18 protein-coding genes, 19 tRNA genes and 3 pseudogenes are annotated in these 24,942 nt (G+C 38.5%); 34 read left to right on the top strand and 6 right to left on the bottom strand.

All coding sequences use genetic code 11. The features are described 5' to 3' along the window. Positions 1 to 16: 16 nt before the first annotated feature. A pseudogene (locus N4G44_RS22600) lies at positions 17 to 1,593 on the bottom strand (Na+/H+ antiporter). A gap of 310 nt (positions 1,594 to 1,903) precedes the next feature. On the opposite strand from N4G44_RS22600, the gene map reads away from it, so the two are divergent. Further along, a complete protein-coding gene (map, locus tag N4G44_RS22595; protein WP_474930004.1) occupies positions 1,904 to 2,668 on the top strand; it encodes a type I methionyl aminopeptidase in 765 nt (254 codons plus the stop codon). A gap of 73 nt (positions 2,669 to 2,741) precedes the next feature. Here map and N4G44_RS22590 read toward each other — a convergent pair whose 3' ends face one another. The 3 genes from N4G44_RS22590 to N4G44_RS22580 all read right to left on the bottom strand — a co-directional run bounded on the left by N4G44_RS22590 (position 2,742) and on the right by N4G44_RS22580 (position 5,282). Beyond that, the gene (locus N4G44_RS22590; protein ID WP_040996914.1) at positions 2,742 to 2,948 is read right to left on the bottom strand and encodes a bacteriocin-like protein; all 207 of its coding nucleotides are present in this window, start codon (positions 2,946 to 2,948) and stop codon (positions 2,742 to 2,744) included. Between the two features lie 194 nt (positions 2,949 to 3,142). Beyond that, complete coding sequence (locus tag N4G44_RS22585; protein ID WP_474930003.1) at positions 3,143 to 4,381, bottom strand: outer membrane beta-barrel family protein; 1,239 nt, start codon at positions 4,379 to 4,381, stop codon at positions 3,143 to 3,145. Between the two features lie 448 nt (positions 4,382 to 4,829). Next, positions 4,830 to 5,282: a hypothetical protein gene (locus N4G44_RS22580; RefSeq protein WP_474930002.1), complete on the bottom strand. Its 453-nt coding sequence runs from the start codon at positions 5,280 to 5,282 to the stop codon at positions 4,830 to 4,832. A gap of 301 nt (positions 5,283 to 5,583) precedes the next feature. Between N4G44_RS22580 and N4G44_RS22575 the strand changes: the two genes are divergently transcribed. Further along, positions 5,584 to 6,630, top strand: coding sequence for an MBL fold metallo-hydrolase (locus N4G44_RS22575; protein ID WP_474930001.1), 1,047 nt, complete (start codon positions 5,584 to 5,586; stop codon positions 6,628 to 6,630). Between the two features lie 169 nt (positions 6,631 to 6,799). On the opposite strand, the gene N4G44_RS22570 is transcribed toward N4G44_RS22575, so the two are convergent. Next, entirely contained in the window at positions 6,800 to 7,651 is an 852-nt protein-coding gene (locus N4G44_RS22570; RefSeq protein ID WP_474930000.1) for a DUF4822 domain-containing protein, read from the bottom strand. A 177-nt stretch (positions 7,652 to 7,828) separates the two neighbouring features. Here N4G44_RS22570 and N4G44_RS22565 point away from each other — a divergent pair. The 3 genes and pseudogenes from N4G44_RS22565 (at position 7,829) to N4G44_RS22555 (ending at position 10,059) form a co-directional block, all read left to right on the top strand. Further along, positions 7,829 to 8,556: pseudogene (locus N4G44_RS22565) on the top strand (DUF434 domain-containing protein). Continuing rightward, entirely contained in the window at positions 8,543 to 9,193 is a 651-nt protein-coding gene (locus N4G44_RS22560) for a hypothetical protein (protein WP_474929999.1), read from the top strand. Before N4G44_RS22565 ends, N4G44_RS22560 begins: the two are co-directional and overlap by 14 nt. 80 nt (positions 9,194 to 9,273) lie before the next feature. Next, a complete protein-coding gene (locus N4G44_RS22555) occupies positions 9,274 to 10,059 on the top strand; it encodes a TatD family hydrolase (protein ID WP_474929998.1) in 786 nt (261 codons plus the stop codon). 249 nt (positions 10,060 to 10,308) lie between these two features. Here the strand turns inward: N4G44_RS22555 and N4G44_RS22550 are convergent, their stop codons facing one another. Next, positions 10,309 to 10,818 carry a phosphorylase family protein gene (locus N4G44_RS22550; protein WP_474929997.1) on the bottom strand — a complete coding sequence of 170 codons (510 nt, stop codon included), beginning with the start codon at positions 10,816 to 10,818 and terminating at the stop codon, positions 10,309 to 10,311. Positions 10,819 to 11,150: 332 nt separating this feature from the next. On the opposite strand from N4G44_RS22550, the gene N4G44_RS22545 reads away from it, so the two are divergent. From N4G44_RS22545 to N4G44_RS22405, 29 genes and pseudogenes are all read left to right on the top strand, one after another. Then, positions 11,151 to 11,540, top strand: a complete 390-nt coding sequence (locus tag N4G44_RS22545; protein ID WP_474929996.1) for a VOC family protein — start codon at positions 11,151 to 11,153, stop codon at positions 11,538 to 11,540. 280 nt (positions 11,541 to 11,820) lie between these two features. Further along, the gene (locus N4G44_RS22540) at positions 11,821 to 12,468 is read left to right on the top strand and encodes a hypothetical protein (RefSeq protein WP_474929995.1); all 648 of its coding nucleotides are present in this window, start codon (positions 11,821 to 11,823) and stop codon (positions 12,466 to 12,468) included. Next, positions 12,458 to 13,174 carry a hypothetical protein gene (locus N4G44_RS22535; RefSeq protein ID WP_474929994.1) on the top strand — a complete coding sequence of 239 codons (717 nt, stop codon included), beginning with the start codon at positions 12,458 to 12,460 and terminating at the stop codon, positions 13,172 to 13,174. The genes N4G44_RS22540 and N4G44_RS22535 overlap by 11 nt, the downstream gene beginning before the upstream one ends. Before the next feature lie 6 nt (positions 13,175 to 13,180). Next, entirely contained in the window at positions 13,181 to 14,314 is a 1,134-nt protein-coding gene (locus N4G44_RS22530; protein WP_474929993.1) for an AAA family ATPase, read from the top strand. After that, positions 14,287 to 15,029 (top strand): annotated as a pseudogene (locus N4G44_RS22525) (hypothetical protein). Before N4G44_RS22530 ends, N4G44_RS22525 begins: the two are co-directional and overlap by 28 nt. Further along, positions 15,020 to 15,883 (top strand): hypothetical protein, encoded by an 864-nt coding sequence (locus tag N4G44_RS22520; RefSeq protein ID WP_474929992.1) that lies wholly within the window; start codon positions 15,020 to 15,022, stop codon positions 15,881 to 15,883. The pseudogene N4G44_RS22525 and the gene N4G44_RS22520 overlap by 10 nt, the downstream one beginning before the upstream one ends. Continuing rightward, positions 15,814 to 17,400, top strand: coding sequence for a hypothetical protein (locus N4G44_RS22515; RefSeq protein ID WP_474929991.1), 1,587 nt, complete (start codon positions 15,814 to 15,816; stop codon positions 17,398 to 17,400). Before N4G44_RS22520 ends, N4G44_RS22515 begins: the two co-directional genes overlap by 70 nt. Beyond that, positions 17,372 to 19,096: an APC family permease gene (locus N4G44_RS22510; RefSeq protein WP_474929990.1), complete on the top strand. Its 1,725-nt coding sequence runs from the start codon at positions 17,372 to 17,374 to the stop codon at positions 19,094 to 19,096. The genes N4G44_RS22515 and N4G44_RS22510 overlap by 29 nt, the downstream gene beginning before the upstream one ends. Beyond that, positions 19,089 to 20,108, top strand: coding sequence for a soluble NSF attachment family protein (locus N4G44_RS22505; RefSeq protein ID WP_474929989.1), 1,020 nt, complete (start codon positions 19,089 to 19,091; stop codon positions 20,106 to 20,108). The genes N4G44_RS22510 and N4G44_RS22505 overlap by 8 nt, the downstream gene beginning before the upstream one ends. A gap of 851 nt (positions 20,109 to 20,959) precedes the next feature. Continuing rightward, positions 20,960 to 21,033: transfer RNA gene (locus tag N4G44_RS22500), tRNA-His, on the top strand. Between the two features lie 100 nt (positions 21,034 to 21,133). Next, positions 21,134 to 21,210, top strand: a tRNA-Lys gene (locus tag N4G44_RS22495). 96 nt (positions 21,211 to 21,306) lie between these two features. After that, positions 21,307 to 21,380, top strand: a tRNA-Lys gene (locus tag N4G44_RS22490). 100 nt (positions 21,381 to 21,480) lie between these two features. Beyond that, a tRNA-Lys gene (locus N4G44_RS22485) sits at positions 21,481 to 21,557 on the top strand. A gap of 101 nt (positions 21,558 to 21,658) precedes the next feature. Then, a tRNA-Lys gene (locus N4G44_RS22480) sits at positions 21,659 to 21,732 on the top strand. A gap of 102 nt (positions 21,733 to 21,834) precedes the next feature. Next, positions 21,835 to 21,908: transfer RNA gene (locus N4G44_RS22475), tRNA-Arg, on the top strand. Positions 21,909 to 21,915: 7 nt separating this feature from the next. Continuing rightward, positions 21,916 to 21,986 (top strand) — tRNA-Asp (locus N4G44_RS22470). Between the two features lie 65 nt (positions 21,987 to 22,051). Next, a tRNA-Pro gene (locus N4G44_RS22465) sits at positions 22,052 to 22,123 on the top strand. Between the two features lie 131 nt (positions 22,124 to 22,254). Next, positions 22,255 to 22,328: transfer RNA gene (locus tag N4G44_RS22460), tRNA-Ile, on the top strand. A 97-nt stretch (positions 22,329 to 22,425) separates the two neighbouring features. Further along, positions 22,426 to 22,499 (top strand) — tRNA-Ile (locus N4G44_RS22455). 97 nt (positions 22,500 to 22,596) lie between these two features. Beyond that, positions 22,597 to 22,670, top strand: a tRNA-Met gene (locus tag N4G44_RS22450). 257 nt (positions 22,671 to 22,927) lie between these two features. Further along, positions 22,928 to 23,009 (top strand) — tRNA-Cys (locus tag N4G44_RS22445). 203 nt (positions 23,010 to 23,212) lie between these two features. Further along, a tRNA-Tyr gene (locus tag N4G44_RS22440) sits at positions 23,213 to 23,296 on the top strand. An 83-nt stretch (positions 23,297 to 23,379) separates the two neighbouring features. Beyond that, positions 23,380 to 23,451: transfer RNA gene (locus tag N4G44_RS22435), tRNA-Glu, on the top strand. Positions 23,452 to 23,719: 268 nt separating this feature from the next. Continuing rightward, positions 23,720 to 23,793 (top strand) — tRNA-Leu (locus tag N4G44_RS22430). 6 nt (positions 23,794 to 23,799) lie between these two features. Further along, positions 23,800 to 23,873: transfer RNA gene (locus N4G44_RS22425), tRNA-Leu, on the top strand. Positions 23,874 to 23,992: 119 nt separating this feature from the next. Next, a tRNA-Phe gene (locus tag N4G44_RS22420) sits at positions 23,993 to 24,065 on the top strand. Positions 24,066 to 24,163: 98 nt separating this feature from the next. After that, positions 24,164 to 24,236 (top strand) — tRNA-Gln (locus tag N4G44_RS22415). A gap of 8 nt (positions 24,237 to 24,244) precedes the next feature. Further along, positions 24,245 to 24,315 (top strand) — tRNA-Trp (locus tag N4G44_RS22410). 134 nt (positions 24,316 to 24,449) lie between these two features. Continuing rightward, complete coding sequence (locus N4G44_RS22405; protein WP_474929988.1) at positions 24,450 to 24,935, top strand: ribonuclease H-like YkuK family protein; 486 nt, start codon at positions 24,450 to 24,452, stop codon at positions 24,933 to 24,935. Positions 24,936 to 24,942 lie beyond the last annotated feature (7 nt).

Here is a 24,942-nt window from a genome sequence, read left to right as displayed (position 1 = left end):
GATGCAATAAGAAGCTCTAACTTTTCATATTCAATCTTTCCTCCTGAAGATCAAGTAAGCGAAGATGTTTTCTGATGATTTCTTCATCTAATAAAAGTTCTTCGCGGTTTTTGTTGATAAGCCAGATTCTTTGAGTTTCAAGAATGTCAATATAAATATTCCGGTATTCTGTGAAATTAATAATGATTTCGGAACTACTCAACTGTTTCTCGTATTTCTCTAATTGATCTTTCAGTGCGGGGAAGCTTTCTATTTTGTGAGCATAATCTTTACGGATTTTATCCACTGCTACCTGAGCAAGGCTGTTTTGAATATCATAATCAATTTCCTTTTCACTTCTCACAAAATCCCGGTCTATAGGCGGGAATTTTTTCAATAAAAATGGAAGGGTAAGTCCCTGAACAAGCAATGTTAAAAGGATCACGAGAAATGTGATGAAAAGAATCAGATTTCTTTGTGGGAAAGGAGTTCCGTCTTCTAAAGTTAAGGGAATTGAAAGTGCTGCAGCCAAAGAGACCACACCCCTCATTCCCGTCCAGCCAATGATCATCGGTGTTTTCCAGCCGGGAGATTGTGCGTCTGCAACGGTGATAAAATTTCTCATAATTAAGGTCGTAACCACCGCTGCATAGCCTGCGAAAATTCTTACAATAATCAGAACTGCGGTAACAGCAACTCCATAACCTATTGCCGTATAAATATCGGTATCACCCAAACCGGAAACAATCTCGGGTAAATCTAAGCCGATGAGCATAAAAACAATTCCGTTGAGTAAAAAGCAAAGACTCTCCCAAACCGTTACAGTACGTATTCTGGAGGCGCTGCTCAAAAAATCATGACTTCGGTAAGAGAGAAATAGTCCGCCGCTTACCACTGCCAGAATTCCGGAAGCATGAAGCTGTTCTGCTGCCAGGTACATTGAAAATGGGGCAATGAAAGTCAGTAAAATGTCGGTATTTGAATCAGTGGGTAAAATCTTGTGCATTTTCAGAAAAACATACGCGATGATAAGTCCGATTCCTACACCGCCAATGCACATCCATACAAAGCTTCCGGCTGCTTCGTGCCATACAAACTGTCCGGTTGCTGCAGCAATCATCGCAAACCGGAAAATAATTAAAGAAGAAGCATCATTCAGCAAACTTTCGCCTTCAAGGATTGAAGCCAGCCTTTTGGGTACTTTTACAAATTTTAAAATCGCTCCGGCACTTACTGCGTCGGGTGGAGAAACAATTCCGCCTAATAGGAAACCTAAAGCTAGAGAAAATCCCGGGATAAAATAATTGGCGAAAATGGCAACCGATAATGCAGTGAAAAATACAACGACGAAAGCAAAACTGAAAATAATCCTTCGCCACCGCCAAAGTTCTTTCCATGAAGTTGACCATGCGGCTTCATATAACAAGGGTGGTAGAAAAATGATAAATATTAATTCAGGTTCTATTTTTATGGCAGGTACTCCAGGAATAAAGCTTATTAAAAGGCCTGCCAGCACAAGCAAAACAGGATAGGCAACCTGAATTTTTTAGCCAGCATAATAAGCATGGTGATGAGGAGAACTAAAAAAAGATAGAATTCGAAATTTTCTAGCATGTGTAATTTTTAGATAAATATATATTAAATTTTTAGAAAGATTTAGAGCTTAATAAAATTAAACAGACTCTAAATGCTGTTATAGAGATTATACAAATAAGACCGTAATTTGGATGTTTCTATTTGGAAAACATCAATGATCCATTGGAGATATCGGCAGAAGCCACAGATTTATATTCAAAAGCTAAGGAATTAGGATAATAGCTAATGTGTTCTTCACAGTTAAAGAGGCTAAAATTCTTAACTTTGTAGTTTTCACGGGTGTTTATCGCTAAAAATGTTTTTACAATTACCATCAAACGAAAATAAAATGTCAATAACAAACGAACAGGAATTAGCAGGAATGCAAAAAGTAAGTGAGGCTGTTGCCTATACTTTAAAAGAGATGATCAATTATGCTCAGCCTGGTATGACGACAAAAGAAATTGACGAATACGGAGCTAAGATCCTTTCCGGTTTCGGTGCAAAATCAGCACCTTATTTAACGTATGGTTTCCCGGGATGGACCTGTATAAGTGTAGACAATGAATTTTGTCATGGCATTCCGACTGATGAACGTGTTTTAAAAGAAGGCGATCTTATTAATATTGATGTTTCAGCGGAACTCAACGGCTATTGGTCAGATAACGGAGGCTCTTTCATCATTGGAGAAGATATTCATTCCCATCAAAAGCTGGTAGATGCTTCCAAAGAGATTTTACAGAAAGCAATCAACAATATTAAAGGAGGTGTAAGAATAGCTGATATCGGATTTCTTATGGAAACTGAAGCTAAAAAGAGAGGTTTTAAGGTCATTAAAAACCTTGGAGGACACGGAATCGGCAGAAGTCTTCATGAACAGCCCGATGAATTGATGAATTACAGGAACCGTTTCGATTCCAGACGGTTCAAGAAAAATTCCGTAGTGGCAATCGAAACATTCATCTCAACCTCTTCAAACCTTGCCGTAGAGCTTAATGACGGATGGACGATGGTAGGAAATAAAGGCGGCTATATGGCACAGCACGAACATACCATTGTAGTGACCGACGGAAAGCCGATTATCCTGACTGAAATGAATGGAATTCTGAACTAGATTTCAATGGAAATAAAAAAATATAAAAAGCCGCTCACAATAGTGTCAGCGGCTTTTTAATGGTAATAAATTCTTACAGAGGCAGCTTGTAATCGCATTTTGGATCATTACCGATTTCAACCCCCGGGATAACTTCACCGCCAGGACAATACTGATTACAGGCGTTCCAGACTTTGGTGCTGTTGATATAACAAAAACAGTTGCATGGATGAACCGGAATTGGTCCTGCTCCCTGAATTTCCCTTAAATTTTGTCTTCCGATTTTCTTTAGATTTTTCATAATGAATATTTTTAATTGGTTCAGTGAAGTTAATAAAAATTATAAATTCAATTTAAATATTTTTCGCATAAGTGATTAAAAATCATTTATTAAAGTGAAAATTTGCCATCCTGTCAGGAAATAATTTAGATACATCATTATAAAACAAACCACCTGCAACAATGCAGATGGCCTATTATGTATGAGTAATTCCGCTACTTTCCTCCGCCGTCGTTTTTCTCCACGTCTGTTTTGGTATTTCCTTTTACTTTCTGGTTTCCGAAACGTTTTACGAACGAAAGTGAAAATCCGTACCAGTCGGATTTCACGGCTGATCTGAAAGTTCCGTCCGGGCTGTAAGTAGTCGTATCAAAATTAGGTCTGCTGAAAATATTCATCAGCTGAAGGCTTACTTCCATCTGTGTTTTAGGGAATATCTTCGTTGCAGAGATGTTATGGAAAATATTGGTCCTGTTGGCCAATGAGTTTCCATTGTTCTGATTAGAGACTTCCACCCATGCACTCAGGTTAATATTCTTGTTAAAAAGATTCGTATAGGAGAGATTGGCTGAAGCCCCCATATAGCTGATGTAATCTCTGCTGTCAAGTTTATTCACTTCGTTGAAGTCATGGTTATCGATATAGTACCAGCCAACCCCGACATTTACATTCAGCTTATTCTTCAGGAAAGTCTGATTAGTATTGGCAAAAAGATAATACTTCTGCACTTTCCCGTTAAGATTGTCCGGCAGGGTAACCGTCCGTCCGTCTTCTTCTGCAAAAGTGGTCCAGTAATCCTTATCCGTATACATATACCTTGCAGAAAGGAAATATTTTTTCTTGAATCCGAATTTCATATAAAGCCTGTGGCTTGGGTTAGGTTCCAGATCCATATTTCCGCGGGAGAATGTTCCGTCATTGGTTGGCACCAGGAACGGATTGAATTCCGCATACCACGGGCGCCAAAGATTACGGTTATACGTTAAACTCAGGTCATATTTATCCGAAAAAGAATATTTAAGCAATAAATTCGGGAGAAGAGTACCGTAAGAATCCTTTCTTTCCGTTCCGGCTACATCCTGCCTCATCTTATAATCAATATGCTCATAGCGTACCCCGATTCTCGTTTCCAGTTTTTCGAAGAACGTTTTACTGAAGTTGACATACAGGGAATTGATATTATCCTCGTAATGAAAAACATCGCTGGGACGCAGGTTATCTGCATTATTTCCGGATAAGCTGTTGGGAATTACATTATTGTTAAAATCCATTTTTCCGCCCACTTCAAAACTGCCTCCTTTTCCCAGAGGTTGGGTGTAATCTACTTTCAGGTAATAATTTCGCGTCTGTTCATGAGAATTGATACCAAGCCTGTTGATGGTTGATGAAGTATCGTAAGTCTTTAAAAACTCATTCGTATTCTTCTGAGAATTGTAGTTGGTTCCTAAATTCACATCCAGAATCCTGTTTTTTCCTTATCGTAATATTTGTAAAAAACATTGGTTCCAAGTGTACGGTAACGTCCTGTTACATCCTGGTTCTGGTGGTAAGAATCAAACAGTAAATCATTCTTCGTTCTGATGAGGTCTGCATCAGAAGTTGATGAGTTTCTACTCTGATAATATTCAAGAATAACGCCTATATTATTTTTATCATTCAGTTCATATTCGGAAGTGGAGGATAGGGAAGGACTCTGGCCTCTGCCTAAGGTTTCATTGCTGATCCTGGTAATATCATTATCCTTATATAAACTGTTGACACTGGTATTCTTTTGAAAGTAAGTATTGTCGCTGTAACTGCCGATTAAGGTCTGTGTAAAATTTTTCTTATGATAGTTAAGGTTAAGATTGGTATACTGCGAATTTTTTGTGTTCTGTCTGTTGTTAAAGGTTACGCTGCCTTTTATTCCTTCATCGTCTCTTTTTTTAGGACAATATTAATGACCGATCCGGCAGTTTCATAACGTGATGAAGGACTGGTGATCACCTCAATTTTCATCAGATTATCTGCAGGAATCGTCTTCAGGTACTCCTTTAATTCCTTGCCTGTAAAAACAGACTTCCTGTCATTGATGTAAACCGTTACCGATTCCCCTTCCGCTTTTACGGCATCATTGTTATCAATACTTACCAAAGGGGTCATTCTGAGGACATCCCAGGTCGTATTTCCCGCAAGAATAGAGCTGTTGGACACATTAAACACCGTTCTGTCAGCTTTAGATTCTACGGTAGGTTTTCTTGCCGTTAAGGTAACTCCTTCAATTTGATTTTCCTTCTGCTTGATGGTATCGTTTTTTGCTTGTGCAAATAGCAAAGAACTTATTAATAAAGCGGCCGAAGATATAATTATTTTCATTCAAAGTGATATTTCACCAATAAGACATTTATTGCTGAAAGTTTGTTACATCAAACTGAAAAAATTAGTAAAAAATTAACAAATAATGGCTTTTGCGATAAAACGATACAGTCTAAAAGTCGGTTGGAGATCTTCCTGGTAAGTTGTTGTTTATTCTAAAGTTCTTCAGATGTCAGGAAAACCATGATAATCTAAAGTAAATACTCTCTTGGTTCGTTTATGCTATAAATATGAAATCTATTCATATATTTATTATTCTGATTTTCTAAAAAATGAAGATTCGGAACATAAAAACAAAAGAATGAATTTTAAAAAACAAATGGGACAGTTTCCCAATGAAAAGAGAAAAACCTATTTCAGCACACTGCCCAATTATACCAACGGGAAATTCCAGAACATACTTCCCACACCAGCCCTTCTGGAAGGGGAAAGCATGACCAAATTACTTTTCCAGACCTTATGCAGAACAGAAAATGTAAGCCCGAAATTGCCTGTTCCCTTCGTAATAACCGACCTGAAAAATCTTAAACCTGATGAAAATGTACTCATATGGTTCGGGCACAGCTCTTATTTTATCCAGATCGACGGCAAAAAATTCCTGATAGACCCTGTATTTAGCGGAAATGCATCCCCGATGCCTGGTTCTATAAAAGCCTTTGCCGGATCGGACCACTATAAGCCGGATGATATGCCGGAAATTGATTTTCTTCTTATCTCTCATGATCATTGGGATCATCTAGATTATTCAACCGTTCAGAGTCTGAAAGATAAAGTAGGTAAAGTTATTTGCGGCCTGGGAACCGGACAGCATTTCGAATACTGGGGCTGGGAGACAGAGAAAATTATTGAAAAAAACTGGTGGGAAAGTGTTGATTTAGCAGATGGTTTTACCATTACATTCACCCCTGCAAGACATTTTTCCGGACGTCTTCTGAACCGGAATATTTCGCTTTGGACCTCCTTTGTATTGCAGACGCCGTCTAAAAAGCTGTTTCTTGGGGGCGACAGCGGTTATGGGAATCATTTTACAGAGATAGGAGATCAATACGGACCTTTTGATCTCGCCGTAATGGAATGCGGACAGTACAACGAAAAATGGCCATATATTCACAGCCTTCCCGAGCAGATTATCAAAGAAGTCCAGGAACTCAGGGCCGAAAATTTCCTCCCTGTTCATAATTCAAAGTTCAAACTCGCTCAGCATCCATGGTTCGAACCTTTGGAGCTGGTTTCAAAATACGCGGAAGAAAACAGTATACCCGTTACACTTCCAATGATAGGGGAAAAAGCAGATCTCGATCAATTAGGAAAAGTAACCTGGAAAAAATGGTGGCAGGAATTGATGTAACGATTGAACATATATCTTTAATCCAACCAACCGAAGATTGATTTCTTCTTTGTTTCCTAAAATATATACTAAAGAAATAGAACTTTGTGTGAAAAACTAAGTGCTATTAAAGTTAAAATCCGGCTCAGATATGAGCCGGATTTTCCATTCATAATCAACTAACTTAAATCTATGGTTCCTGATGAGCCACTTTCGTATGGATGATATCGTAATAAACAGAAGGATTTCCTGCATCAGGAATAATTCTGTAAGTAAATTCCGAATTATTTAAAGTAAGAATATCAACAACCCTTGTGAACAAGACATTTCCATTGGCATCCAGAGCAGTGATCGTTCTTTTCTTCCCGTCGGGAGAGATAGACCATGTTCCCTGTGACCTCAGGACGTTATTCAGTCCGTAAATCGTAAAAGTTCCGTTCGCTTTAAAATAAGAATATCCTACAAAGCCTGCTACACTTGCATCCGTCAAAGCTACCTGATTTCCGTTTTTATCTTTGGCTCCGGTTGTTTCCCATGGAGTGGAAGCCAGGATAAGCTGTCCGTTCGCCGGTTCCGTGTGAGCCGTTTTTGTATGGATAATATCATAATAAACGGATGGATCATTTGGATTGGTGTGAATCCTGTAAGTGAATTCATTTCCGTTAAGGACAAGAATGTCCACCACACGGCTGAAAATTGAAGTGCCGTCAGGATTAAGTGCTGTAATGGTTCTCGTTTTTCCTTCGGCATCTACAGACCATGTTCCGCGGGATCTTAAAGCGTCACTGAGATTATAGATCGCAAAGTTTCCATCAGCTTTGAAATACGCAAAACCAACGAAGCCTGCTACATTGGCATCCGTCAGAGCGACTGAGTTCCCGTTTTTATCCTTAGCCCCGGTCGTTTCCCACGGAGTGGAAGAAAGAACCTGTGAAGGAGTAGGTTTTTCCTGAACAATATCATCGTTATCAGAGCAGGATACAAAAGCTGATAGCATCAATACAGCAGTAATCAGGTAATAGAATTTTTTCAGTGTATTCATAATTGATATTTTTATTCTCTGCAAACATATTCCTTATGAAAATCAAAACGTTGTACAGAATATCTCTTTTGTTGTAAAATGTATAACTCTCCATTTGATATATAATTAATTGACAGAGAATAAATCATAAGTAACGGATCAGCATAATTATTTCCGCTTAAAAAACTATTTTTGAATATGAATAACAGAAACCGCGGAAAAAATACAGGAGATGATACGCTGTTTGGCTCTGAAAAGCAACTGGACAGACTGAAAATGGCAGCACAGGACATGTTGTATTTACTGACCCGGGATTATCCTGAGAAAGCTTCCTCAGAACTGGTAGGAAACAGGTACAAATTGAAAACCCGCCAGATCCAGGCGTTACGGGGAGCCTCTGCATCGGAAAAACAAATAGATGACAGGAAGCTAAGGCAGCTGGAAGCGGCAGAACTGGAAGGCAAGATACTTTATATCGACGGTTTTAATGTGCTGATCCTGATGGAAAGCCTGCTCTCGGGAGCTTATATTTTTGAGGGTTCCGATGGATGTTTCCGCGATCTTTCAGGTATTCACGGAACCTATAAAAGGGTCAATCAGACTTTAAGAGCAGTGGAACTTGTAGCAGTTTTTTCAAAAAAGCTAAAATACAGAAACTCATCTGGATCTTTGATAAGCCGGTTTCCAACAGCGGAAGAATTAAAGAAATTATCCTTGATTTTGCACACGAAAACGATTTGAACTGGGAAGCCGGACTGGAATATAATCCGGATAAATTTTTGTCAGAAAACTCAGAAATTGCAATATCTTCGGATGCATGGATATTGGATCACTGTAAAATGTGGTTTAATCTCATAGGATATTTAGTCGCAGAAGAGAAACTGCAGGTGAACCTTATAAAAATGTTTGAAGATGCAATTGTTTGACCCTTATATTCCTCTGATTTCAGATGCATGGAAGGAAAAATACCATGCCGTTCTTGCCGAAGAACATCTGCAGGCTATAGAAAATAATATCCTGAAATTTAAGAATGATCAGCTGGAATGGGGTTTTCCATATTTTAATGAAGAAATTAAAACAGACCGGACAGAAAGCTTCAGAAAATTCACCGGAATATTTCAAAGTAGTGATCCTGATGAGGTAAAAGCAGTACAGCTGGAAGAAATTTCGTTTGAGCACTGGTTAAATGTCCTGGGGCAGCGTCTCACTTCTGCCAGTATTCGTGACGAAAATGCCATTCCACCTTTAAAGGAAAATCTTATTCAAGCATGTTGCCGGCCTTTTAACAGCGAAATAACTACCGCGCAGAGAGCCTGGGAAAAACATACCGGAAGAATGGATGACCCATTCTGGGGAGAGGTCAAGGGTAACAATCGGCAGAAACAGGAAAAAGTAATGGAAAAGATCTGCTATATTCTGGACAACAGAACCTGGTGGAATGTTTTTTATCATTACAAGCATGAAATTGTTTTCGAAGTCAGGAAAAAGGAAGGTCATGGCATCCGCTGGAGCCATGGAGGGAAAAAGCTGATAGGCTTTCTGGAAAAATTTATCAATGAGTAAAACGAAATTCTTCACTGCGCAAAAAGACTGCGTATCAATCAGATATTTTTGCCAGTTTAAATGACAAATTCAAAAAACAAATGAATACATACATTGATATTGGCATTAATCTGACCAATAAACAGTTCTATAATGAACATGAAGAAATTATTAACCGTGCCCTAGATAATGGGGTAGAACAAATGATCCTCACGGGAACAAGCATACGCGGAAGCAAAGAATCTGCTGAAATTGCGGAAGAATATCCTGATATTTTATTTTCTACAGCAGGAATCCATCCTCATGATGCGAAATCTTTTAACCTGCAAAGCATTTCTGAACTCAGAAGTCTTCTGAAACTGGGGCATGTGGTCTCAGTAGGAGAGTGCGGATTGGATTTTGACCGGGATTTTTCTCCAAGACCTGTTCAGGAAAAATGTTATCGGGCTCAGCTGGAACTGGCTATTGAGGTTGGCAAACCTCTTTTCCTCCATGAAAGATCGGCTTTTAAAAGATTTAATGAAATTACGGATGAATACCTTTCTGAACTACCGGAAGCTGTTGTCCATTGCTTTACAGGAACATTAGATGAAGCGAGAGTCTATCTTGATAAAGGCTTTTATTTAGGGTTTACCGGAGCAATAAGTGATGATAGAAGGTTTAAACATCTGGAAGAAGTTATCAAATACACTCCACTTGACCGGATGATGATAGAAACCGACGCGCCTTTTATGCTCCCGAAAAATATGCCAAAAATACAGAACCGCCGCAATGAACCGTCTTTTCTTCCTTATGTAGCCCAGACCGTTGCTCACTGGAAGAAGATCAGCATTTCTGAAGTGGCCGAGGAAACCTCAAAAACCACCAGAAAATTTTTCAGACTATAAAAAAGAGCTCTACAAATTAAGTAAAGCTCTTTTTTTAGTGAAACAGCGAAATAGCAAAAGGTAAAACAGCAAAATGGCAAAATGGCAAAATCGCATATTAGCCTATCAGCTTCTTCGCCTTTTTACAATTCAGCCTTTTCGCCTTCTAAAGACTTTTCAGTGCCGATTCCAAAGCCAGTTCCATCATTGGTTTAAGGGCTTTTTCTCTTTCATCAGCAGAAATTTTTTCGTGGGTAGGAATAATATCGGTTACTGTAAGAATCGTAGCTGCATTTTTCCTAAATATTGGGCATTCGCAAATAATCCGAAAGCCTCCATTTCTACTGCCGGGCAGTTATATTTTGTAGCAATGGCAGGAATATTCTGATCTTTTCTATAGAAAATATCACTGCTGTGAACATTGATCGCTTTTGCCGCCAAAGAAAGCCCCTGAGCAGTTTCATTAATCGTCCCGAAGATATTTCCCTGGTGAGGAAGGATTTCATCCTCAATTTCCCATGCATACTTTGCATAGGTACTTTCACTGGCTGCATTTTCAATATTTAAAATATCAAAAAGCTTAAGATCTGTAGTATAGGCCCCGCAGGTCCCGATTCTGATGATGGTATCTACTTCATATTCCGTAAATAATTCAAAAGAATAGATCCCGATGCTCGGAAAACCCATTCCGCTGGCTCCTACAGTGATTTCCTTACCTTTGTAAAGACCTGTATAATAAAAGATTCCTCTTGTTTTGCTTACCAGTTTAGCATTTTCCAAATAATTTTCAGCGATATATTGTGCACGAAGCGGATCCCCGGCTGCAATACTACTTTAGCAATTTCTCCTTTTTTGCACTGATGTGAATACTCATAATGTTATTTTGAAGGGACAAAGATAGCAACTTTTAGATGGAAATATATTCAATGCCATAAGTTTTGCGTACCCAAAATTCCCCTCCTCCGGAGAGGTGGCAGATCAGAGATCTGACGGGGTGGTAAAAAAGATAATTCAATCACTATTGCAAATACAGAATCAAAAAGCAATAACACAGAAGAAGTATTTCCATCATCTCCTTCTTATTTTAGCCAAAGTTAAAATGTAAATTACCAATGAAAATAGAGCATATTGCGATCTGGGTAAAAGACCTGGAAAAAATGAGAACATTCTACCAGACCTATTTTGGAGCCGTCTCCAATGAGAAATACCATAATCCTGTAAAGCACTTCCAGTCTTATTTTTTAAGTTTTGAAAATGGCTGTCGTCTTGAGATAATGAACAGACCCGACATTCAGGAGAGCGGGAACTCTTATGATTCCCAGCAGTTCGGGATTATTCACTTGGCATTTTCTACGGGAAGTAAGGAAAAAGTAGATGAACTGACAGAAGTTTTAAGAAAGGACGGTTATACCATAGCCGGTGAACCCCGTACAACAGGTGATGGCTACTACGAAAGCGTAATTCTGGATCCGGAAAATAACATTATTGAAATAACTGATTAATCGCTGTTTTTAAAGTAAAGTTTTGGATTTAGATTTAGGTTTCGGCGGCTTTGCCGCCGAAACCTAAATCCATTAAAGTATTTTCAACACATTCACAAACATATTATTTTTCATTAAAGCCAATCGTTCATTATCTGTGCAATGCGGATAAAATACAGTGTAAAAATAATTTATCGTTAATTTAATTAACTTTTATCCATTCTACACTGGAAATAGTATTTAACTTATTAATCATCCATATAAAATTTTATTCTCTGCGAAATAGTTTTATTTTTGTTAGATGATGCAAACCGGCTCCCCATTTTTGGATACTATTTTTCTGCTGCGGAAAAGCGGCAACATGACTGTTTTTTCAGATTTACAGCATATCTCAGCAAAAGAAGAGCAGGAAGCCGGAGATTATTTTGAAGCGGAATTTGAAAAAGAAAGGCTGGAATTTTTATCTGCGGATATCCATTGTCACAAGGAAGCAGCGGTTTGGGCAGCTAAAGTTTTATATCACAGTACCCAGCTCTATCTTATCCGGAAAAATACAGCAAAAGATATAGAAAGACTGATTCCGAAATTGAAAATAACACCTGATACTTCTTCCATCTTATCTGCGGATTTATCATTAAGGTTCTTGCCACAGATTGCATCTCTGCTACATGCTGCAGATCCAGATGATCCGTTGATTAAGATTCTGGAAGACATTCTTACACAGTTTCATTATTCAGCAATTGGGTATCATCTTGATCTGGGAAAAGTCAACTGGGAAAAAGTGCTGAAGGACAAAACCTACCGGAAATTATATCTGGAGAGAATTGTAGAAAAGAGAGCTTATGAACTAGCTGAAATTCCCTATATTAATAAACTTTTAATGGCGGATTTCGGAATGCATAAAGATACTTATTGGAGAGATTTAAAGATTGTTGAACATGGAGATTAATACTGCAGTTACACTCGGTTTTGTAATAGCTTCCTACTTTTTTATTTTCAGTATTCTGGCATACTATGCCCAAAAGATCATCTTTAAAAAGAGGATTAAAGAAGTTCATATGTTTATGTCATTCTCAAAACCTTTGTATTCCTATACCCTCAAAAATCATGTTGAGGTTAAATACGGTTATATACCGCTTTCCAGCTATGTCAATGTTGATTTTGGGGATGAGTTTGGTTTAACCGGTCCTGAGCTGAAAAGACATGAAGCAAAAATCGGGAATAATAGTACCGCTTTTCATCTCATGACAACAGTTTTTTTCCTGGTAGTTTTTGGTACGGTAAATTTTATTCTTGGAAATAATACGCTGACCATGTTCAGTGATTTGGGCTCCAATACCTGGGCATTATTATCCGGGAAACAGCAATTTTCAGATTTTGCGGGATTTATTCACAGCCAATATAACGCTTACGGAAAAAACTTTTACATAGTGGCGTCTGCCATGATGTATTTCATTGTGATTGCTTTACTGATGATCGTTACCGCTTGGTCTCCGTACCTTTCATTGATCTTATCCTTGTTTATTGTGGTGATCTATTGTTTATTGGTTTTTAAATATTTCGGATTGCCGCTGACTTTCTATATCGATCTGATGCTCGCATTAATTATTAGCGGATTTATATACTTTTTATTATTAAGATTTTTCATTAAATAAATACTGATGACTCAAAATATTACAAAACTTAATACCGTTCTCAACTACGTAAAAGATACCTTCGTAGGAAAAAATGATGTTGTGGATCTGTTGGGAATCTGCCTGCTGGCAAAAGAAAATGCTTTTCTGTACGGACCTCCGGGGACTGCAAAATCTGCCATTGTAAGAACACTGTCAAAAACAGTCAAAGATGGGAAAAACTTTGAGTATTTATTAACCCGTTTTACAGAACCGAACGAAATTTTCGGTCCTTTCGATATCCGGAAACTCAAAGAAGGAGAGCTTCTTACCAATACCGAAGGCATGATGCCGGAAGCTTCAATTATTTTTCTGGATGAAATATTCAATGCCAATTCCGCGATTCTGAATTCACTTCTGACCGCTCTGAACGAAAAAATCTTCAAAAGAGGAAAAGAAACAAAAAAATTGCCGGCGCTTATGTTCGTGGGAGCAAGTAATGTTCTCCCGGAAGATGAATCGCTCAACGCATTATTCGACCGTTTTCTGGTCAGAATCAATGTAGATTATGTAAATCCTGAGCTTCTTCAGCAAGTCCTTCTGGCCGGAAGAAAGCTGGAGAATGAAGCAGAAACCGATATTCCGGAAATTCTTGCAGACGAAATCAGGGAACTTCAGAACCTTTGTAAAACAGTGGATTTGAAACCAATCTACGAAGTATATTTAAATACCATTATCAGCTTAAGAAATACAGGAATTGCTATTTCAGACCGTAGAGCGGTAAAACTTCAGAACCTGATTGCTGCCAGCGCTTTAATCTGTGGAAGAAATGAAGCCGTACTTTCCGACCTTTGGGTGCTGAAACATATCTGGGATACAGAAGAGCAGATTGAAATTCTTGAAGGCATCATCAACAGGACTATTGAAAAAGATGATCATCCGAAATCCCACCCACAGGCTATGCAGAACAAAACTCCGAATCCGGAGGAAGTAATGAAAGACGTAAAAATCCTTGTGGAAAAATGGAACGGTGGAATGCTCAGCTTTGAAGAGCAGAATGTGATCAAAGATAAACTGAGATACCTTCAGACCCGTTGCGACTGGATCAGGAATCCGGAGCAGAAACAGTATATACAGCAAGAAATTGAAAGCTTATGGCAGAAGATCCTTCAAAGTGTGTAAAAGAATTCCGTGCAGAAATTCCCCGTGCCGATGAAGATGTTCTCGGCTCAATAAGAGACTGGAAAAACATCCATATTGCGGTGGATGAAGACACCGTGTGGCTGAAAGGTTTCACCGAAGAACAGACTGTATCCCCGGAGATTCAGCAGCTGCCGAATTTTATATTGTACGAACTGCGTGAAGGACTTTTATTTAAAAAGGGGCACTGGTTCCAGACAAAAAGATGAGAACTGCTTTGCTGTGGTCACCGATAGATAAAGCATTGAGCCTTACTTTTCCGGCTTCCAATCAGAATTATTTTGGAATAGATGAAAAAGTTAAGGTCAGTTTAAAGCCAGGCAGTGAAGAACATCCTGCTGTGGCATTATTAAGTATAATTTCAGAAATTAAAGAAAGCATTCCCGCCCAACCGAATTTCAGACTTGAAAAAATTGAATGGGCGGTGATTAATGATAAAGCCCTGTTTCTCGGAACTCCATTGTTAAGCCTTCCGGGTAAAACCTATTGGACAAGAGACGGGCATCTTCTGCCGGCAGGCCTTGAATTCGAATTTAAAAATCTGAGTTCCCTTCTGCAGCAGCAGTATAATAAAAGTTTGGACAAATGGCTGTTATGGAATGAAGACGGAACCTATCTTCCCATTAAAAAAGAAGATTTCCGGCCGCTGTCTGTAAGCTCATTCCGTCTTACTGAAAAAACAAAAGAATGGATTTAAACGAATATTTCCAGTCATACGAAAACTACTTCTGGGAGTGGGAAACCGACGAGGATATCGCCGGAGATTCCGGGTACCATGTTCATAACCTTATCTCGATTCCGGGCGTTGGGGCCATAGCCTACAGACCTTACGTAATGGAGATTCTGAAAGAGCTTCAGCCGCAGGGATGGCCTCCTTTCGGGGCATTGCTCATGGTGTTGTATGCAATGCAGGACGGTTACACAGATTTCGCAGGTCCTTTAAAACATACCGCTGATTTTCACAGTATCGGAAATTTTGATTTCACCGCCGAAAAGAGCATTGAATTCCTTGAAAAGCTTAAATCATTAAATAAAACCTATAAACAGGGGCAAAACAGAATAGTACTTCTTCAAACCTTATTTCAGGACTCACATAACAGGCTGTCTCCCGGAAAGGCAGAAATGATCCTCACGAATTATTACCGGAGACCCCACATGCTGGCTGCTAGTGCAGAGAAAAAATATGCGGGACCATCAGCAATTAACAGAGATCTGAGTACCCTCAATCTTTTGAACGAAAGATTCCCTACCACGCAGTCTATCGTTGATGCTATGCGGGATCATATAGATGAACCGGAGCTGGATGACGAAGTGGTGGAAGAGGAAACCACTGTAGAAACAAATAAGGATTTCATTCAGCAACTGATCGAAGAACCCAAAACCTTTCAGGTAGGAAGTCTCATTAAAAGGATCTGGAGCGGACTGAGAATTCCTATGCGCCATCTTTCTCCCGGAGAACAGCCTATCGGGGGATTTCTGATATGGCAAACAAAGGAGATCTGCACAGAATGCTGCTTTCTGAATTTGCCAACGAAGATGAGGTTTTTATGAACCGTGTAGCCAATAACGAAGCTTTATATATTCAGAGAGAAATACCGCCGGAAGAAAATATTTTTGAGCGTATTATTTTAATCGATACTTCCCTTAGAAACTGGGGAACACCCAAAGTAATGGCATTTGCATCAGCCATTGCCGTCATTAAACATCCGAAAGCCCATTCAGAATGTAAAGCCTTTGCACTGGGACAGGCGGGTATTCCGATTTCTCTGGATAAACCGGAACATATTATTGAAAACCTCAACCAGGTAAGTCCCGTTCTGGAAGTTTCAGAAGCATTGGAAAAATTCTTCAGCGAAGAACATACTGAAAAAGATCTTGAAGTGTTCTTCATTACCCATCAGGAAAACCTTGCCGATGAAAAGATCCAAAAGGTAATCCATGAAAACAGGGACAGGCTGAAATTCCTGATCACAACAGAGTCTAACGGGGAGCTAAATTTCTACAAGCACCATAAAGGAGCCAGAAAACATATTCAGAAAATAAAGCTTCCTTTGCAGGAATTATGGGCCAACCCGCCACAGCGTAAGCAAAAAGCCCATCAGATCAACGGTAAGAAAACAGACCTTCCGCAAAATTACCCGATGCTGTTTCCCACACCGTCCAATAAAATTGCCCAGTTCTTATACGAAGGTGAATTTTATATTCTGAGTTCAAAAAAACAGCTGCTGAAGACCTATCTTTCCGATAATTATTATGACAGGCATTCCTATGATTATTATAAAACCTATCATGGCTGCGAAGTTTTGATTGAAGATATTTCGGTGAAGCCGAGAGGGCAGTTTGCTTTGGCTAAGAACAAGCAGCAGCATTTTATTTTATGCCAGTACCAGGCTGATAAAAAACTCGTTTCAAAGCTTAATCTGAATACCAAAGAATATTCCGAGCAGAACGTTACCGGACTGAATATCCCCGGTTCCTATCACCTGATCTATTTTGGAAAGAATTTCTACCTTCACCAGCCTACGAATTCTTCCCTTTATAAAATTAGTCTGGAAGGAAATGTATTTGTAGAAAACATTTTCAATGATGACGGCGAAATAGATAAAAATGTCGCAAAAGCAGAGATTGAAGTAGCCAAGCTGAACCGCAGCGGAATGAAGATCATCAGCAACTTCAACAGAATGGGCATCAATGAAAACAATAATCTGGTGGTTTCAGGAAATGAACTCAGCAGAATATACGAGAACTCCCTGAACCTTTATAAGAACAGGTTTACCGTAAAGATCCTTGCAGAGCAGAATAAAAATAAGTTTACATTTCAGGATGGCAGCGAGGTCATTACAGATTCCCGCGGCATGCTTACCTTTAAAAGCAGCAATACCGGAATCCCCACATTTTATATTCCTTCCACAGAATATGGATTTTTGGCCCTGGCGACTAATACCGAATATGGCGGATCAGAATATTACCTTCCAAAGAATACCTTACTAAAAGTGAAAACGATGGAAGAAATGTATACTCAGTATTTAACAGCATTTATTGACCAGATCCTGGATTATGGAGCTTAGAATAAAACCTTTTCCTAAAAACACTTTTCTTAAAAAAGGACTTTTGATTAAAGGTCCTTCACCCCGACTATGGCTTCATGAAATGGAAATACTGGGAATAGATCTCAGCCGCGTAAAGTCCTTTGCTATTCCTTCAGATCAGCCTAATGTTCTGTACGGATGCTTGCTGGTGTTTCATGATGAAGCGCCCCAGGAAATCGGGAGAAATGCTTATTTCCAGTGTGTGGACGACCAATTGTTTATCCCTGAAAACACCATATTTTACCCAAAAATTAACCCGGAAGACTGGCAGTCTGCCGGTTCACGGTTTATGGTGATGCATCCTGAATTTGGTTTTGTCAAACTTACGGAAGAAATAGACTGGCTTTCCGTGATACAGGAACCTGAAATTTCAATCGGAAAAGTAAGAAAACCTTCCAACGGGGTAAAAATTCCACAACATATCGAAAGCTTCACCGTTGAGATGGATGATGAAAAAGTCCTGGAAACCCTTCAGCAGCCGAAAAGTGAAGAAGAATGGATGAAAGATCTGCCTTTTGACCTGAAAAAAGTAATGGCAGGAAACAAAAAAGAAATTGAAAAATACTTAAAATATTTAGAAAAATATCCTGACAGAGCTGTAGAACTAGGTGTCCCGCTAGATATTATGGGGACGTCCCGTGGTGACGGTTTTGGAAAGTTTACTTTTGGAGATAACTGGCTGAGTTCCCTGTTCGGAGGTTCGGGAGATCGGAAAGAAAGTGCAGGAAGCCGGAATTTCCGGTGGATCTTTTGGGGTGTTGTGGTGATTGCTATACTTTTCAGAATTTTCATGCCATCGGATAAAGACAGAGCCCAGAAAGAAGATTTTCTTGTTTCGTCGGGTAATATTATGAACGGAACGGAAAAGCTTAAGGCAGATATCATTGCTTATCAGTCCGGAGTGACAGATATTGATATGAAGATCGATTCCATTTACGGAAAAGAAAGGAAAAAGCTTTCCAATGAATATACTGCGGCCGGAGCTGCCATGTCAAAAGATAAAAATGAAAGAGAACGGTATAAAAAATCAGGAGGCAGAAATCTGGGAGAGGTTGGAAATGATATTGAAAAACTGAATGCCAGAGAGCAAAACAGCAGGGATTCCCTGAAAATTGTTTATTCAAAAAGAATCACCAAACATCTTGTTCAGCAGGAAGAAACCATGAAGCGCCGGATTTCAGATTCACTGAAACAGTACACCAAAGGAAAACCTGTGAACGGTGAGATTGTGAAATTTATTTTAAAGAAAAAGCAGGTTCTTGTGGCAGATTCTCTTGGGAAGCTGTATGGAACCCTTGATATAACAGAGCTTCCGCCCACTCCGGTTAAAGATTCAAAAGTTGGAACCCTTGAATCCGGAGAGCGCGCTAATAATGAGAAAACCGGGATCTCAGATATCCTGTATCTTGTGATTTTTATGTTTGGGGCTGTAGGTCTCTATTCTTTTATTTTTAAAAGGAAATCATTAAACCTCGGTGGTGATAATGTTCCGCTTTGGGTGAAGATTACATTGTCTGTCCTGTTGGTTTCCATGCTGGTATATCTGTTTTATCCGCTGGTAAAAATGTTTGGGTACAACTGGTTCGTATGGATACTGGTCATCTTTGTGATCCTTCTCCTTTACCGCCTGTTCAGCGAAGACAAAACCATTTTAAACTCTGATGACGATGAATAAACAGAAATTTATAGACAAGTTCCTGATTGCATTTATGATCCTGGCAGTGTTTAAGATCATTGGCATCGCTGCACAGCTCTTTCACGAAAGTTTTTGGAGTGTGGTGGGAACACTGATTATTTTCCTGGTGGTGGCCTTTATTATTATGATTGTGATTACTGCTTTAAAGGATAAGGAGCGGAACAGTAAAAGTTCGGGAAGAAGAGGTTCCGGTGGCGCGAACTTTTATTTGGAGACCTCCTTATTTGACAGAATCAGAAACAAATACGAAGAACTTGCTGAAAAATATATCGCGGAAAAAGATTATAAAAAAGCAGCCAAAGTATACATGAACCTGCTCCAGGATAATTTCCGCGGTGCAAAAACCCTGGAAAACGGCGGTTTCTATAATGAGGCAGCGGTTGTTTACCTTAAAAAATTAAATAATAAATCAGAAGCAGCATCCTGCTACGAAAAAGCAAAGCAATACAAAAAAGCGATTGATCTGTACAAGGAAATGCAGCAGAAAGAGAAAGTAGGAGACCTTTATAAAGAATTGAATGATATAAAAAATGCCCTGAACTATTATCAGATGGTTGCGGATGATTATACGGCGAACAACCAGATGGTAAAAGCATCACTGGTATACAGCAAAAAAATGGAACAGCCGGAAGAAGCTCAAAAAATTCTTCTAAAAGGCTGGAATGAAGACAAAGACACTTTCAACTGCCTGAATAATTATTTCGCCAATATTTTTGACCTTAAAAAACTGGAAAAAGAGATTCAGAGTATTTATCAGGATACTCCGTCTTATAAAAAAGGGATCTATCTTGAAGCCATGAAATACGAGTTTAAAAAAGCTCCTGAACTGCAGGCTGTAACCCGTCATATTGCTTATGAAATTATTGCAGAAAAAGTAAGCACACGTTCTGAGATCATTAATGAACTGAAGCATTTCAATCCTGATGACAGTGTGATTTTAAAGGATATTTCGAGGTTTAAAACAGGGAGGAACAGGATATTGAGAAATTAAGATTGAAGAATTAGGAATTTAAAAATTTAATTAAACAGAGTTCTGTTCTACCGACAAAAACAAAGTGGCTGAGGCACTCGAAGCCACCTTATTCCCGGCAAACAAAAGTGTAATTTGATTTCTCAAAAACAATTTTTCATATCTTTGCGCCAGAAAATTATGACACTACAAAGAGCACATATCAATGTAAATCTATGCGATAGCCCTTCAATAAAAGGATTATTCGGATACGAATGGATGATATGGAATGAGGCGAAATGTGCTTGCTTTGAAAATTATTTACAATAAACCCGTAAAAATTTAAACAAAATACCGCAGAAACGCCTCGAGATATCGAGGCGTTTCTTGTGTTTTAGGCCATAAATTATTTAGAATGAAAAAAATAACCATATAAACGAAAATTTTTTAATCAATAATGAACATTTAATACAATAAATAAGAGTGATAAGTAACCCGATGAGAGACAGTCATTTAGGTATTTGAGGAATCTGCAGGATATTGCGGACAGGTATTTCTTATGCTAAATATTTAGTTTAACTATTTGATTTTCAGTAATTTAATCGAAAAATAAATTTGGAGATTAAAAAATTTCATACTTACTTTGCAACCGAAAATTGAAAGCAACAGGTTTTCACGATTCAAAAACTTTTTAAATAACAAGAATATAATGAAACAATTACATAACATATCTAATCAGTATTCGAGACCAAACGGACAGGAGCCGAAAGGATATCCTTGTATGATTCTCGATATTGAATTTATAAATAAAAGGTGCTTATATACGTAGGTCTCAGTGATCTGACACGTCAAAATATATACAGCACCTCCCGAAAAGAGGTGCTTTTTTTATGGTTTCTTTAGCTTATTTGGTAAAGCGCCGGTCTGTGAAACCGGAGAACAGGGTTCGATCCCCGAAGATACCCCAAAATAAATGTGAATAAGTCAATGGTGAATTTTACTTCGTAAGTGAATTTAAAATTGACAAGCAAAGCGAATTGACAATTGACCATTCACATTAAAAAAACAATCTCATAGCTCAAATGGTTAGAGCACCGGTCTTTTAAACCGGAGGTTGAAAGTTCAAATCTTTCTGGGATTACCATTAAACGTGAATAGTCAATAGTAAATTTTACTTCGTAAGTGAATTTAGAATTGACAAGCAAAGCGAATTGACAATTGACCATTCACATGAAAAAACAATCTCATAGCTCAAATGGTTAGAGCACCGGTCTTTTAAACCGGAGGCTGAAAGTTCAAATCTTTCTGGGATTACTATTAAATGTGAATAGTCAATAGTTGAATTTTACTTCGTAAGTGAATTTAAAATTGACAAGCAAAGCAAATTGACAATTGACCGTTCACATAAAAAAACAATCTCATAGCTCAAATGGTTAGAGCACCGGTCTTTTAAACCGGAGGTTGAAAGTTCGAATCTTTCTGGGATTACCATTAAATGTGAATAAGTCAATGGTGAATTTTGTTTCACAAGTGAATTTTGAAAAATTGACAAGCAAAGCGAATTGACAATTGACCGTTCACATTAAAAAAACAATCTCATAGCTCAAATGGTTAGAGCACCGGTCTTTTAAACCGGAGGTTGAAAGTTCGAATCTTTCTGGGATTACTATTAAACGTGAATAGTCAATGGGTGAATTTTACTTCGTAAGTGAATTTAAAATTGACAAGCAAAGCGAATTGACAATTGACCATTCACAAATAAAAAAACGGTCTCGTAACTCAATTGGACAGAGTATCGGTTTTCTAAACCGTAAGTTACAGGTTCGAATCCTGTCGAGGTCACAAAAAAGGTCTATTGAGGTAATGGTAACCTGCCCGACTGTCTCTTAGGCACCGCGGGTTCGATTCCCGCATAGACCGCAAAGATTCATGGAACATTTGGCCCCGGCTGTCTCCCGGAAAAAATGCTGAAGTGAATCTGAAAACTGGAAAGATAACGGTGGTTGTTTACCCGCCTTGGACGCGGGAGGTCATAGGTTCGAATCCTATTTTCCAGACGAATTTTGTCTATGGCAAGAAGAGAAGTGAATGGTGAAGGGTCAATTGTGAATTGTGAATTTTGCTTCGCAAGTGAATTTAAAAATTGACCGTGAAACGGATTGAGAATTCAGTATTCACCTCAAAAAACGATTTCGTAGCTCAATAGGTTAGAGTGTCGGTCTGATACACCGGAGGTTGAAGGTTCGAGTCCTTCCGAAATTACAGAAAGTGAAAAGTGAAAAGGTGATTTTACTTCACAAGTGAATTTAAGAAATTGACCGTGAAACGGATTGACAATTGACAATTCACCTCAAAAAATGATTTCGTAGCTCAATAGGTTAGAGTGTCGGTCTGATACACCGGAGGTTGAAGGTTCGAGTCCTTCCGAAATTACAGAAAGTGAAAAGTGAAAGGTGAATTTTGCTTCACAAGTGAATTTAAAAAATTGACCGTGAAACGGATTGACAATTGACAATTCACCTCAAAAAATGATTTCGTAGCTCAATGGCTTAGAGTATCGGTTTCATAAGCCGAAGGTTGAAGGTTCGAGTCCTTCCGAAATTACAAAAGTGAAAAGTGAAAGGTGAATTTTGCTTCGCAAGTAAATTTAAAAAACTGACAGTAAAACGGATTGACAATTCACCATTCACACAAAATAAATGTTAATTGTTTCAAAAGAAGAGAAAAAAGGTATGTCAAGAGCAGAAGATCTTTACGCCAAATACGGAAAATACCGACAGCCTTTTTCTTTTTATTAGAAAATAGAGGTTAGAAGTTAGTTTAAAAATTACTCATTACTAATTGCTAATTACTCATAAAATGATGGTTCGCCGAAGTGGAAGAGTCGGGGCGGTCTGCAAAACCGTTGTGAAAACTGAGTGGGTTTGAATCCCATAGCCATCTCAAATAACTAAAATGAGATTAGTTCCGGAGAAAAGTAAAGTTTGTCGAGCGCAGAAGTTCTTATATCAAACTAAAAATAAAGACAGGCTTTGTTTTTCTTCACAAATGGAAAAATTAGAATTTATAAGTGACATAATTTGCTTAATGACCATAAAGATCATTCATCATTCATCAATCATCACTTATCATTTATAATCATATCTGGAAGTACGCCGAAGTTGGAGAGTCGGGGCAGACTGTAACTCTGTTGCTTCATTGCTGAGCAGGTTCGAATCCTGCTACTTCCACAAAACCGCTGATAATGTAACGGCAGCATGCAGGAAAAGTACTCTTGTTGTTCAGGTTCGACTCCTGGTCGGTTGGTTTAAACGCTCCATTAGCATAGCGGTAAGTGCATCCGGCTTTCTACCGGACGACAAGGGTTCGATTCCCTTATGGAGTACAGACGTGAATGGTCATACATCAATTGTGAATACATAATACCATGAAAGTTCAGATTGAGAAATAAAATTGATTGATCATTCACAGAAAAACGGGAAAGAGAAAAGTTTGTCAAGCGAAGAAGATCAAAAACACTAACAGGCATAATTTATACTGACAGGCTTTCTCTGACCTTGTTCATGAATGATTGGTAATGAGCAATAAGTAATTGTAAATGATGAAAGAATCAATTGTAGTATCACACATTACTGATTACTAATGAACAATTCGCGGGAATGGTGGAAATGGTAGACACACTTGATTTAGGCTCAAGGTTTTGGGGGTTCGAATCCCTCTTTCCGTACAAAATACCTCTCTATTCCAACTGGCAGAGAAAACGGCTTTAAACCCCGTAAAGTCCCGGTTCGAATCCGGGGAGAGGTACAGAAATATGAATAATGAGTAATAAGCAATAAGTAATTATTGTAAATGGTTAATATTGAATTGATGAATACAATTTATTGCTCATTACTCATTACCAATTACTTATTAATTGTAAGCCCGGAAGAGTGGTGTACAAGGTGTGCACGCTAGTCTGAAAAACTAGAGGCGCAGGTTCGATTCCTGCCTGTTCCACAGAAAATAATTGATAACTGATAAACGATCAAGGATGGATTTAAGCTAAAAATATCATTGATCATTCATCAATCATCATTTATAAATCATAGCTATCCTGATTCATAGTGTAATTGGTCAGCACACAAGACTTTGACTCTTGTTGTTCAGGTTCGAATCCTGATGAATCAACACAATTTACTCCGATAGTGTAATGGCAGCATCCCAGTCTCCAAAACTGATGGTATAGGTTCGAGTCCTGTTCGGAGTGCAGAAAAATGATCATAAATGGTCAATAATCAATAGTGAATTTACTTCGTAAGTGAATTTAAATTGATAAGTAAAACAAATTGACCATTCAGCATTGACAATTAAAATAAAACAATTTAAAAACATGTAGAAAAAATGGAAACGCAACAAGAAGTATGGCAGAATATGAAAGGAATTTTTTTCCGGAAACCTATCACACAGCTGGTAGAAGAAGCCATTATCCGCGAACAGGCTAACGGTCACCGGCTGAAAGTATGTGTGGGTTCAGACTCTCACGTATATGGCGATGCCATCAGTTATGCAACGGCAATCGTATTTGTTCGTGAAGGAAAAGGAGCGTTTACCTTTATCAGAAAAGAAAGAGAAATACAGAAAATCAGTATCAAAGAGCGAATGCTGAATGAGGTAAACAGATCCGTAGAAATTGCTTACGCTATCTGTGCCATTCTGGATGCTTATGGAGTAGAAATGGAGGTACACGTAGACATTAATACCGACCCGGATTTTAAATCTAATGCAGCATTGAAAGATGCAATGGGCTACATCCTGGGAATGGGCTATGTGTTTAAAGCAAAACCTTATGCATTTGCAAGCTCCAATTGTGCTGATATGATGGTTTAATCATTAA

It is taken from the genome of Chryseobacterium sp. GTID13 (assembly GCF_056172655.1).
This window is presented reverse-complemented; position numbering and strand designations above follow the sequence as displayed.

Coding starts and splice junctions, on each gene's coding strand:
- N4G44_RS22545 (WP_474929996.1), top strand. CDS start 11,151: ATGAAAATAGAGCATATTGCGATCTGGGTAAAAGACCTGGAAAAAATG.
- N4G44_RS22555 (WP_474929998.1), top strand. CDS start 9,274: ATGAATACATACATTGATATTGGCATTAATCTGACCAATAAACAGTTC.
- N4G44_RS22530 (WP_474929993.1), top strand. CDS start 13,181: ATGACTCAAAATATTACAAAACTTAATACCGTTCTCAACTACGTAAAA.
- N4G44_RS22590 (WP_040996914.1), bottom strand. CDS start 2,948: ATGAAAAATCTAAAGAAAATCGGAAGACAAAATTTAAGGGAAATTCAG.
- N4G44_RS22405 (WP_474929988.1), top strand. CDS start 24,450: ATGGAAACGCAACAAGAAGTATGGCAGAATATGAAAGGAATTTTTTTC.
- N4G44_RS22570 (WP_474930000.1), bottom strand. CDS start 7,651: ATGAATACACTGAAAAAATTCTATTACCTGATTACTGCTGTATTGATG.
- map (WP_474930004.1), top strand. CDS start 1,904: ATGTCAATAACAAACGAACAGGAATTAGCAGGAATGCAAAAAGTAAGT.
- N4G44_RS22505 (WP_474929989.1), top strand. CDS start 19,089: ATGAATAAACAGAAATTTATAGACAAGTTCCTGATTGCATTTATGATC.
- N4G44_RS22560 (WP_474929999.1), top strand. CDS start 8,543: ATGCAATTGTTTGACCCTTATATTCCTCTGATTTCAGATGCATGGAAG.
- N4G44_RS22540 (WP_474929995.1), top strand. CDS start 11,821: ATGATGCAAACCGGCTCCCCATTTTTGGATACTATTTTTCTGCTGCGG.
- N4G44_RS22535 (WP_474929994.1), top strand. CDS start 12,458: ATGGAGATTAATACTGCAGTTACACTCGGTTTTGTAATAGCTTCCTAC.
- N4G44_RS22520 (WP_474929992.1), top strand. CDS start 15,020: ATGGATTTAAACGAATATTTCCAGTCATACGAAAACTACTTCTGGGAG.
- N4G44_RS22580 (WP_474930002.1), bottom strand. CDS start 5,282: ATGAAAATAATTATATCTTCGGCCGCTTTATTAATAAGTTCTTTGCTA.
- N4G44_RS22515 (WP_474929991.1), top strand. CDS start 15,814: ATGGCAAACAAAGGAGATCTGCACAGAATGCTGCTTTCTGAATTTGCC.
- N4G44_RS22575 (WP_474930001.1), top strand. CDS start 5,584: ATGAATTTTAAAAAACAAATGGGACAGTTTCCCAATGAAAAGAGAAAA.